A 9,260-nucleotide genomic window follows, 5' to 3' on the forward strand; every position below is an offset into this window, starting at 1 on the left:
AAACTTAATAATAAATAGATTAATCCATTATGTTATAATTCACAAAATCAATCTTCAACCCCCGTGCGATATCCATTTTTCTGGCCACCAAAACAGCGGCTTCCAGTTCACTGCACTGGTGCTCACGCATTAACGCCCGCCGTTCGGCTTTTTCTTCTTTTTCCGTCATCCCCAGTGCCAGATACAGGCTCGGGGGAACCACCCGAAACAAGGCTTCAATTTTTTTCGCCAGTACCACGCCTTCAGTATAACAACGGGGTAATTTACTGGCAGAGAGCAGCACCGCTTTTTGCTCTTCCGTCAGCTTTTTAAACCGGGCGATTTGCTCCACTTCATCCGGTGGCATGGTCAGGCACAGCCACCATTCCGCCATATTCAACATCTTTTCGGCGGTGTCAGGATAGTCCGCCAGGTTTTGGGTGGCGAGCCACAGCCAGGCACCGAGTTTACGCCACATTTTCACTACCTTGGTCATATAGGGGGACAGCAGCGGGTTGGTGGTGGTGATATGCCCTTCATCAATCACCAGTTGCAGTTCGCGATCCTGATATTGATCCCGTTCAGCGAGGTTATTGACGTTGTTAATCAGCGAGACCATCGCCAGTGCCATCTGGGCCGAGTAGTTCTCCCGCGCCAGTGTGCCCAAATCAATCAGGGTGACATCCACTTCGGGCCAGGGTGTGCCGGGGCAGTTAAACAGTTCACCTTCAAATCCCTGGGTAAACATCGACATGGCGCTGGCCATTTCATCGGCTCGTGCCCGTCGGTGGGCGGTGATTAACGGCTGACCGTGTTCATCCTGCTGATGATTACGGGCGATGGCATAAAGGGCATGTTGTAAATCCGAGGCCACCATCTGGCGTTTCTCGTTAAAGCTGGTCTGCGCCGCCATCATAATGGCTTCACGAATTAACCCCCGGTCAGAGCGGGTCAGGCGCTCTTCTTCTCTTTTCTCACCGCCGGTGATCATCAGCCGGGCGGCAATTTCCATTTCGCCCAGAATATCGCGCTGTTCATCCCCCTCCTCTTCCGGCTGTTCATCGATATCGGGGATATCAGCTTCGTTAATGCGCAATTGCTCAGGACTCAGTTGCAACAGTTGATGGGCATCGGCAAACAGCGCCAGACTGACGCCACAACCCGGTCTGATGCCGATTTTATTGACCGTCAGCCCCAGACTTTCATAGTAATCGGCCAGCAAACCAAAACTGTTGCCGGCTTCAACAATAAACAGACGCGGACGGTGGATGGCCATCAGCTGGATAAGAGAAGCACACAGGGTGGCGGATTTCCCTGCCCCTGTCGGGCCAAACAGCAGCAGGTGGGCATTCTGGGTGCGATCCTGTTTATTCATCGGATCAAAAGTCAACGATGCCCCGCCCCGGTTAAAGAAACTGAACCCCGGATGCCCGGTGCCGGTCGAACGGCCTGTCACCGGCAATAATCCGGCCAGATGCTGCACCCAGGTCAGGCGGCTGTACCAGTGTTTTTTGTCCTTTTGTGGATTAAAGCACATCGGCAGTGCCCGTAACCAGACATTCAGCGGTGACACACTGAATTCCGGCCGGACGGGCTGTAATCCGGCGGTCAGCAGGGTGGAGGATAACTGATGCACCCGGTGGTTGATATCATCCCGATCCTTGCCCCGTACCAGAAAGGCCAGCGCACTGCGGTACAGTTTATGCCGCCGCCCCAGCAGTTCCTTCACCTCCTGCACATCCTGCCGGACGCGCAGCGATTCGGTATTTTCTCCCACCGCATTTTTCGACAATCGGGTAAAATCTTCCTCCAGCACATCCTGTGCCTGCGCCACAATGGTCAGGGAAACCAGCGTCCCTGCCGGCATCATATCCATCAGGGCATTGATAGTGTCACCCCGTTTCATCTCCCCCGTCAGCAACCCCGGCTCCGGCGGACGGCGCAGGCGCTCAACCGGCACCGCTTTATGCGGCAGCCCGTCAAACCACCAGACACCGCTCTCGGGATCAGACACCGGTGGGTTAAACCACAGGCTTTCGGCGAAATCATTATTGACCGGAAGATCGGGCGGCATGGGAGGTTCGTAACCCACGGTGCGGTAAAAATCAGCTTTTGTCATCCCCCAGTCCGGCGCCGGATTAAAATGACGCAGCAACCAACGGTGGATCTGCCTGCCATGTTGTCGGCGGGCAGTCACACCGGCCGCGGCCAGCGACGAAACCAGCCGTTCGCAGACCTGATTCAGTGCCGCCACCGCTGATAAGGCCTGATGGTTTGTCTGCGATTTGTGCGCGGGCAGCCAGCGGTAAACCACCATACGGGTCTGGCGCTGCTGGCCCCGCCACGGCTGCCCGGTGATTAAGCTGTCCTGAAATATCCCGTCAGGCCGGGCAATGCTGTGCAGGTGGTGTTCCGATTCAGACAAAAAAGCGTCAGTAAAGGCTGTGCCCTGTGCCCACGGTTTCACATAGCCCCGCAAGGTGTTGAGATAGTCAGCAGGATCATCGTCATCCTGACAAAAAAACTGCACCACCCACGGCGAAATATCGTCTTCTTCCAGGCTGTCCTGGATCGCATCTTCCAGTTGATCCCGGATTTCAGTCAACCGCGCCGCAGGACGGCCTTCGGTGGCGATGGGTTCTATCCGGTAGACCGCGCCGACGGAAATCCCGTCATCCAGCAGCAGGCATTGTTCTTTTTCCAGATATTCCACCCAGGGCAGGTAATCGATGATGGAAGGGTTTGCCCGGTAAATCGCGGCTTCATCCGCTTCACGCAGCTTGCCGGGGCGGTTCAGTGCCTTGGTTTTTTTCATTACAGTGCCTCCGTGCGTTCACCCGGCAGGGCATACTGTATCTGCTGATAAAACGGGAATACCGTGCTGTAGCCCGGTATCGGCGTGTTGCCGGCGACCAGATGCGGATAGACGTACATCACCATATCGGGATTGGGTAAGCGGGGAAACTGCTGGCTGATTTCCTGCGCGGCCGGGCGGCTGTAATGATAGGGCGCTTCCCGTGCCCTGTGCCGTTCGGCCGGGGTTAAAGCACGACGTAACGTTTGTCTTGCCTGTCTTGTCGTACTGGCCTGGCTCCCCTGCCACATCGCCAGCACGGTCTGCTCCCCGGCAGGGAGTAAGGTCTCTTTCGAGGTCGCACAGCCGGCCAGCAGTCCGATTAAGCTCAACACTAAACAAGGACTTAGTTTCCGCATGATTCGGTCTCCGTCGTGCCGATGGCAGTAAAGGTGGCAAATTCGGGGTGTACCGCCAGTTCCGATAAGGTAAAGGGCAGCCGTTCCCACTGTTCAGGCCCGGCCTCTGCTTTATTTTCAACCACGGCCTGCCACTGCGTTTGCGTCAGGCGAAAGACGGTAAAATCACCGTCACCCAGTAGCTGACATTCCCGATGGGTTGACAAGTACAACCGGCCTGCTTTTTTATGCACAGCGCGCCAGTAAAGCTGAACCAGCGCGGGTTCAATCAGCGGCGTAACGTGCACTTGCAGGCAATACGGGAAACCCGCGCTGAATAGCCATTGAGGGACCATCTTTTCCATTAATCTAAGGCTTCCTGATGATGATGTTGGGCGGGCTCACTCAAGCCATCGCGTACCTTACGTCCTTTCGCGGCATAATCAATGGCCAGACTTTGTGTGATATGCACCACTAACCGGGCACCGGGCGGGACGTAAACCGCATCGAACGTCTGGCGGTAACGTTGTTTGAGCCAGTCGGTCATTTCATTCATGCCCCCGGCCAGCGCTTTCCCCAACGCGGCTTGTCCGGCGTTACCCGTTAAAGCGGTCGTGATACCGCCTGCACCGTTGGTCTGGGCGGTACGCTGGCTGTCATTAAAGGCCTCCCCTGCCGAATTTATCGCAGAGAGGGCAAACAGGCTCGGTAAGTAAGTGGCGGCATTGGATTTGCGCTCCCCGCTGATGCAGGGGATGCCGTTTTCATCCGACAGCCAGCCGATACCATTCGCACTGCCGTGGGTGTTTTGCCCGGCTCCCGGTAAGGTGCGCACGGTGCCATCGTTAAAGACAACCGTGATGGAGTTGACCTGCCCGCGTACACAGGAGAGGATCCAGTCGCCACTGGCGGAACCGGAAACAACCGCCCCGGCCACCTCCGGCAGTTCAATGCCGTTGGCGGTCAGGTTGTCTTTGCCGATAAGAATTTTAAACGGATAAGGGTCAGTGACCGTGCCGTTAACGGGCACGCGGCCCAACAGTGCAGTCATCGCCTGACTGCCGACCAGCGTGGCATTTTCAGGCAGGGTATAGACCGGCTTTTCATCTTCTTCCTTGAGCGCTGAATTTGATGGCGGAGCCGGTTCAGTGGCGGACTGTTCACTTAAAAAAGAGGCGGGGAACCGCGCCGTGGTGTTGTCGGCCGCCAGATGTTGCGGATCAAAGGGCTTTTCATCGGCCGGGGTGACCCAGATAAGTTCCTCCTGCCCCCGGAGAGGATCGGCAGCATACTGACTGGTTGTCCCTGCTGCGCCAAACGGCAGATGGCTGTCCTGCGCCGGCAACGGCGTTGCATTTAACCGCTCGGTTAACAAATCAATCTGTGCCAGTAGACCCTGCTGCTCATCCTGCAACTCGCGCTGACGCTGTTCATCTTCTTTGCGGATAGCGGCCACGGCGGCATCTATCTGCCCCGTCACATCGTGACTCTGATTGCGTAACAGGTCATTTTCTTTCAGGATATCGGCATTCTGCCGGCTTAACTGTTTTTGCTCTGTCCGCACTTTATTGAGTGCCCCGATCAGGGTGCGCAGGGTATCTTCCGGGGTATCACCGCCGACGCCCAGAGCCTGTAACTCCTCCGGAGACAATGTGGCCAGCACATTGTTTTGTGAGGCAGCCGCCGGCACAGTCTCCGTTGAACTACAACTTTTGATGCCAATAAACCCGCCGATAACCAACACCGTCGGCACCAGAACTTTTACCAGCGCATTGGCGTTAACCGGCATGGCGGCCTCCCGGTTTGACAGTGACCGGTTCAGGTATAAAGGCCTTGTCCGGCAATCCTTTAGTGACGAGATATAACACGGTGGTATCTTCCGCCGTCCCCGCTTCACCCAGCCAGCGATGCTGGAACGTCGCCGTGACAAACTGCCCCTGCAAGGCGCGCGGGTCGAGGGTGATTTTGTGTTGCGTGGTATTACGCAGTTTTAATGCCACCACGGCGTCATTTTGCACTCCCCAGCCGGCCAGCGGGATAATTTCGATCGGTTCTGACGGATAGAGGGTGGTGATGGATGCGGGTAAATGCAGGTTCACCGGACGAATTCCCGTGACCGGCTCTACGGTACGCAACGGCGCATAAAGTTGCTGGGCCGCATAGCGGGTTAATACCACCGGAACAGGTGCAGATAGTTCCGGTTTTGTCTGACCCGATACGGCTGCTTTTGAGGTGGTGCGTTTCTCATCGGGATAAATGATACGTACCGGTTCCGTTGGCCCGGTTTTGGCCGCAGTGATATCCAGTAAGATAATTTCGCCGTTTTCGCTGTCCTGCAATTGCAGGCGGGCGGGCGGGAAGGCACTGCCCGCTTTCAGGTAAATGGCCCCGCCTGCGCTTTGCACCCGCAATTTCTCACTGAGCGACGGGGGCAAGCCGACGCGCACATTCCGGTCAGCAAAAATAATCCGCTCCTGACCGACTTTCAGCGTAATGGATAACGGGATCCGTTCCCATGTCATCAGTTCATCGGCTTTTGCAGTGATGCTGAACAGCAACAGGCTGAAAAATCCCAATAAAAGACGTGAATAGCAAGATGGACAGGTCACTGAAATACCCCCTTTTTCGCTGCCGGTGACGGTGGCATCGCTTCCAGACGCTGCGGCATGCCGTCATAGCAATCCAGTGCCAGCCCGAAGGGATTACGTTCTGCATCCCCCTCCCAGCGCACCACTTTCAACGGATAGCGCACCAGCGCCCGTTTAACCGGCTCGGCGTGATAATATTCATCTGCTACCAAATCCAGCCGGACAATCCAGTTATCCCGATCACGTACCGTCACACTGTGCGTCTCATAACCCCGGCCGGGGAGTTCATACACCACCCGCACCCGATCGAGCAGCTCTCCCCCGTCGGCACGGGTTCTGGCATCCTCGCGCAGAAAATCCTGACAGGCGGGCGTCAGATACGGGGATAAAGCATATATTTTGGCCGGGTAGTCTTGTGCGCCATTTTTCGGCCACGCATTCAGTTGCTGGAAAATATAAAAGGCAAAGCTGTAGACACTGGGTGCCGGCACTTCCCACCACGGGCGGGTACTGCCGGTGCGTAAATCCGGCGGATTATGGATAGTGAGATTACGCGGTGCCGACATCCATCCGGTCAGGCTCAACAGCAGAACGCCCACCAGAATACCGCAGGCCACCCGCAGGGTCAGAATATGCTGATCGCGGTTTTTTACCGCATGGCGAAACCAGCTCATTCTCGACGTCTCTTGCCAACAAATCGGCTACGGCGCAAAGACCAGCCCTGTGCCGCAATAATCAGCGCCGGATCACCGAACCCCAGCCGGCGTTTTTTCTCTTCCAGCTTCAGCCAGATATAATTCTCCGGCTTGCCGCGCTTAAGGTGAGCCAGCCAGCGACCGCCAAAGCTAATCAATAACAGCGGCATCACCAGTATTCCGGTGGGGATGATGACCCAACCCGCCAGAGGAATAAGGGGAAGGCTGACTATCAGTCCGAATGCCAGCCCGGCCAATGCGGCCAGCCCCATCTCCGGAGTGGTGAAGCCGCGAAACACGACAGGTTCGGTATTTAAGCGGTCGGGTAAGAACGGGATCGTCTGCATAAGCGGCACCTTAAAAGATAATGCTGGCTGACTTCGCCAGCAGCCAAATCACGGCGACCAACAGCACCACACCGACCACGATGATGGCGCCAAACTGCGTCCAGGTGGCTTTGCCGTCCCGCACTTCCGAAAAGGTCTCTACTGCCGCAGCGGCAACCTTGTAGAACGCTACGGCAGAGAGGATCAGTCCCCCGATGACAATGCTGTCCTGTGCATAGCCTTTCAGCTGCCCCAGCAATCCCGCCCCGCCGCCACTTTTGGGTGGTTCGATGGCGGGTAAATCCGCCCAGGCAGACTGACAGGAAAAGCCGAACAGCAAAAAGAGCGTGCTGATTCTGGTTATCAGATTGGTGCTAACCCGACGCCAGACGGTAAAAATTTGCTTCATCTTCGGTTTCCTTTTTTATCGTGTTACACGCACTAACCGGCAAACATCCAGACCGCCACGACCAATAACATCGCGGTTCGCAGGGCAAACTGGCTGAGGGTCTGGTTACGCACTTTTTCATTCGCCCAGCCGTTCCAGACATCCACCGCAGCCCAGGCCGCCCAGAGAAACAGCGTGGCCAGGAAAAATCCGACACACACCAGATACAAAAAGTGGATATCAAAATGCCCTGAGGCCACTTCAAAAGCATTGCGTTGCGCGGCGGTCATCGGGTGCGTTCCTGACGGTATTGACCGGATAATGACGTGGTCTCACCGGGCTGGGCACGGGAAGGGGTCAGGTAGTGATCGATACCCGCCTTAATCGTGTTGAGATCGGCCTTGATACGCCGGTAATCGAAGTCATAACGCGGGAATTTTGACAGGTCAGAGGGCTTTTCAGCGATGCTGGCGCGTTCCAGTGCAACCTGCACCTGTTCAATCAGGCGTTTTGCACCGGCCAGTTCATCTTTTTCGGAAGCCTGTGCAAGTGGTATACACAATACCGTCAGTCCCAGCAGACAGGCCGCACGGAACAGGGAAAAAAAGCAACAGCGCATCAATATTCACCTCGTCATGGAGTTCAGGATGCCGAGGATGCGGGCTTTTTTAGGTCAAATCAGCAATAAACTCTTTATACTTTGATGAAAATTAGCTAAATAGTCTGACTTATTTATTTGATGAATACCCAATGGATTTCAAGTTGCATCGCGGCGGCAAGGGAATGAATCCCCGGGAGCATAGATAACTATGTGACTGGGGTGAATGAGCGCAGCCAACAAAGAGGCAGCTTGAAAGACGACGGGTATAACCGTTTAACAATGAAGGAAACCCCATGCTGCGGATTGATTTACATGTCCCCGATGATGAATACGAGAAAGTCAGAAAGCTGGGCGCACACTGGGACGCAGCGGCCAACATCTGGTATATCGACGACAGTTTTGATCCGACCCCGTTTATGAACTGGCTGCCGTTCTACAATGTCCATGCCGCCTTTTGGTATCTCGCCCAGGCCCGGACAACCTGCCCGCACTGTCAGGAGCCCACCACAGTGACGGCGTTTATGCTGCCGGCCGGGCATAAGATGCTGGAGGACAATCATGAAGATGACGACGACGACATCAGCACTGAAGTGGGCTACGCAGAGCAGGACCGCCCGGCATTTTTGTTTTATATCGCCGATATTCCCACCACCGTGCGCAACGTGTTATCCGGCTTTCACCCTACCTTGCGTAAAGCGGTCAGCCAACGGCTGCGCCGACAGCACTGGATGAACCACTGCGAGCACTGTGGCGCGCAGCAGGATGATGCGCAGATGTTTGCGGAAGTCGGCGGGGCGTTTTTTCCTGCTTCCAAGGAGCAAGCGGCGACTATTCAACTGCATCGTATTGATGAACCTTTTATGGGGTATTGTGAAGATATTTCGCACCAGCATCACCATATTGACCTCAAAAATCCGGGCAGCGATATTTATAGCGCCGGTGACTGGTTCGGATCGATGACGCAGGTGGTGAATGCTTCATCGAAATATTCTCATTAACCCAGTAATACGCTACCGGAGATGCTTTTACTGCATTGATGGCGGTTTTTTATAACGGTAATCAGTGGCAAACTGACGCGCCGCGATGCGGCTTGTCTGCTGAGTAATGACAGGCAAAACAAGTATTTGTTTTGCCTGTCATTACTCAGCGACATAAATATTAATCTTGGATTTATCCAATAAATACTATTTTATCAATTTAATCATCCAGTTTATATCTGGATAAAATTTCATTTAATTTTTTTATTCTTTTTTTAGAAGGACTTAATGTCATAAAACTCACAGAGAAAAACCCAATAAGAATCATGAAAATCATGAAAAGAAAAAAAGAATATCCTTGTGGGCTTTTATTATCCAAAAAAGATGCCATTAAAAACATCAAAACCATAACAATAAAAAACACAACCCCCATAATTACCTCAAAAACTCTACCTATTTTATAATAGGCATCGACTTTTATAACTGGATGTTCAAAATCAAACAAAACATAATG

The 9,260-nt window shown here is 54.2% G+C and carries 13 protein-coding genes; 1 reads left to right on the forward strand and 12 read right to left on the reverse strand.

Features of this window, described 5'->3' with window-relative positions; genetic code table 11:
* Positions 1–19: 19 nt before the first annotated feature.
* Genes PSI15_RS08640 through PSI15_RS08685 form a run of 10 tightly spaced genes read right to left on the reverse strand, consistent with a single transcriptional unit; the run spans position 20 to position 7,787 of the window.
* Entirely contained in the window at positions 20–2,794 is a 2,775-nt protein-coding gene (locus PSI15_RS08640; RefSeq protein WP_273583179.1) for a conjugative transfer ATPase, read from the reverse strand.
* Complete coding sequence (locus PSI15_RS08645; protein ID WP_273583180.1) at positions 2,794–3,192, reverse strand: TIGR03751 family conjugal transfer lipoprotein; 399 nt, start codon at positions 3,190–3,192, stop codon at positions 2,794–2,796. The genes PSI15_RS08640 and PSI15_RS08645 overlap by 1 nt, the downstream gene beginning before the upstream one ends.
* On the reverse strand, positions 3,180–3,536 hold the full coding sequence (locus tag PSI15_RS08650; RefSeq protein WP_273583181.1) for a hypothetical protein: 357 nt from the start codon (positions 3,534–3,536) through the stop codon (positions 3,180–3,182). The genes PSI15_RS08645 and PSI15_RS08650 overlap by 13 nt, the downstream gene beginning before the upstream one ends.
* Complete coding sequence (locus PSI15_RS08655; protein WP_273583182.1) at positions 3,536–4,960, reverse strand: TIGR03752 family integrating conjugative element protein; 1,425 nt, start codon at positions 4,958–4,960, stop codon at positions 3,536–3,538. Before PSI15_RS08655 ends, PSI15_RS08650 begins: the two co-directional genes overlap by 1 nt.
* Positions 4,950–5,786 (reverse strand): TIGR03749 family integrating conjugative element protein, encoded by an 837-nt coding sequence (locus PSI15_RS08660; protein ID WP_443256082.1) that lies wholly within the window; start codon positions 5,784–5,786, stop codon positions 4,950–4,952. Before PSI15_RS08660 ends, PSI15_RS08655 begins: the two co-directional genes overlap by 11 nt.
* The gene (locus PSI15_RS08665) at positions 5,777–6,433 is read right to left on the reverse strand and encodes a PFL_4703 family integrating conjugative element protein (RefSeq protein WP_273583184.1); all 657 of its coding nucleotides are present in this window, start codon (positions 6,431–6,433) and stop codon (positions 5,777–5,779) included. Before PSI15_RS08665 ends, PSI15_RS08660 begins: the two co-directional genes overlap by 10 nt.
* Positions 6,430–6,801 carry a TIGR03750 family conjugal transfer protein gene (locus PSI15_RS08670; RefSeq protein WP_273583185.1) on the reverse strand — a complete coding sequence of 124 codons (372 nt, stop codon included), beginning with the start codon at positions 6,799–6,801 and terminating at the stop codon, positions 6,430–6,432. The genes PSI15_RS08665 and PSI15_RS08670 overlap by 4 nt, the downstream gene beginning before the upstream one ends.
* 10 nt (positions 6,802–6,811) lie before the next feature.
* A complete protein-coding gene (locus PSI15_RS08675; protein WP_273583186.1) occupies positions 6,812–7,189 on the reverse strand; it encodes a TIGR03745 family integrating conjugative element membrane protein in 378 nt (125 codons plus the stop codon).
* Positions 7,190–7,221: 32 nt separating this feature from the next.
* A complete protein-coding gene (locus PSI15_RS08680; protein WP_045969258.1) occupies positions 7,222–7,458 on the reverse strand; it encodes a TIGR03758 family integrating conjugative element protein in 237 nt (78 codons plus the stop codon).
* Positions 7,455–7,787, reverse strand: a complete 333-nt coding sequence (locus tag PSI15_RS08685; RefSeq protein ID WP_273583187.1) for an integrative conjugative element protein, RAQPRD family — start codon at positions 7,785–7,787, stop codon at positions 7,455–7,457. The genes PSI15_RS08680 and PSI15_RS08685 overlap by 4 nt, the downstream gene beginning before the upstream one ends.
* A 275-nt stretch (positions 7,788–8,062) precedes the next feature.
* Between PSI15_RS08685 and PSI15_RS08690 the strand changes: the two genes are divergently transcribed.
* Complete coding sequence (locus PSI15_RS08690; protein WP_273583188.1) at positions 8,063–8,767, forward strand: DUF5710 domain-containing protein; 705 nt, start codon at positions 8,063–8,065, stop codon at positions 8,765–8,767.
* Here PSI15_RS08690 and PSI15_RS08695 read toward each other — a convergent pair.
* Together PSI15_RS08695 and PSI15_RS08700 are read right to left on the reverse strand one after the other, a co-directional pair.
* Positions 8,764–8,922, reverse strand: coding sequence for a hypothetical protein (locus PSI15_RS08695; RefSeq protein WP_273583189.1), 159 nt, complete (start codon positions 8,920–8,922; stop codon positions 8,764–8,766). The genes PSI15_RS08690 and PSI15_RS08695 overlap by 4 nt on opposite strands.
* Before the next feature lie 44 nt (positions 8,923–8,966).
* Positions 8,967–9,260 (reverse strand): hypothetical protein (locus PSI15_RS08700; protein ID WP_273583190.1); only part of this gene is annotated, 294 nt, incomplete at its 5' end.

Origin of the sequence: Xenorhabdus sp. PR6a, from assembly GCF_028599065.1 — a bacterium.
GTDB lineage: Bacteria > Pseudomonadota > Gammaproteobacteria > Enterobacterales > Enterobacteriaceae > Xenorhabdus > Xenorhabdus doucetiae.

What these genes read in the sequence shown, in the direction of transcription:
- PSI15_RS08680 (WP_045969258.1), bottom strand. Translation starts at nt 7,458, where the DNA reads ATGACCGCCGCGCAACGCAATGCTTTTGAAGTGGCCTCAGGGCATTTT.
- PSI15_RS08675 (WP_273583186.1), bottom strand. Translation starts at nt 7,189, where the DNA reads ATGAAGCAAATTTTTACCGTCTGGCGTCGGGTTAGCACCAATCTGATA.
- PSI15_RS08645 (WP_273583180.1), bottom strand. Translation starts at nt 3,192, where the DNA reads ATGCGGAAACTAAGTCCTTGTTTAGTGTTGAGCTTAATCGGACTGCTG.
- PSI15_RS08640 (WP_273583179.1), bottom strand. Translation starts at nt 2,794, where the DNA reads ATGAAAAAAACCAAGGCACTGAACCGCCCCGGCAAGCTGCGTGAAGCG.
- PSI15_RS08695 (WP_273583189.1), bottom strand. Translation starts at nt 8,922, where the DNA reads ATGTCGCTGAGTAATGACAGGCAAAACAAATACTTGTTTTGCCTGTCA.
- PSI15_RS08655 (WP_273583182.1), bottom strand. Translation starts at nt 4,960, where the DNA reads ATGCCGGTTAACGCCAATGCGCTGGTAAAAGTTCTGGTGCCGACGGTG.
- PSI15_RS08670 (WP_273583185.1), bottom strand. Translation starts at nt 6,801, where the DNA reads ATGCAGACGATCCCGTTCTTACCCGACCGCTTAAATACCGAACCTGTC.
- PSI15_RS08690 (WP_273583188.1), top strand. Translation starts at nt 8,063, where the DNA reads ATGCTGCGGATTGATTTACATGTCCCCGATGATGAATACGAGAAAGTC.
- PSI15_RS08665 (WP_273583184.1), bottom strand. Translation starts at nt 6,433, where the DNA reads ATGAGCTGGTTTCGCCATGCGGTAAAAAACCGCGATCAGCATATTCTG.
- PSI15_RS08685 (WP_273583187.1), bottom strand. Translation starts at nt 7,787, where the DNA reads ATGCGCTGTTGCTTTTTTTCCCTGTTCCGTGCGGCCTGTCTGCTGGGA.
- PSI15_RS08650 (WP_273583181.1), bottom strand. Translation starts at nt 3,536, where the DNA reads ATGGAAAAGATGGTCCCTCAATGGCTATTCAGCGCGGGTTTCCCGTAT.